Source organism: Photobacterium sp. R1 (genome assembly GCF_054600795.1).
The window spans coordinates 1-233 of the sequence record NZ_BAAHZP010001030.1 but is presented as its reverse complement, the minus strand read 5'-3'; the positions used below and the strand labels follow the sequence as shown (position 1 = coordinate 233).

The window sequence follows — 233 nt, the reverse complement described above, 5'->3', positions numbered from 1 at the left end:
AATGCTTTGAATTGCGGGAAATAGGTGTTCATCTCAGAAGGAGATTCTGTATTTGGCGTGTTCATGAATACCATCTCAATACCGTCGATCGTGACGGTTTCGGTATCCTGACTGATCTCTCGTGTTGGGGTAATTAAGCCTATCATGCCCAGTGATGTGCCTTTGCCGATGGCTGCATCGACTAACCCTTTAGGGCCAATAGGAAGAGCGTTGCCATACTGATACGTCGCGCG

1 pseudogene is annotated in these 233 nt (G+C 48.1%); it reads right to left on the bottom strand.

The window, feature by feature from the left end:
- Window positions 1-233 (bottom strand): annotated as a pseudogene (locus tag ACYP03_RS28185) (MBL fold metallo-hydrolase); the annotation flags it as partial.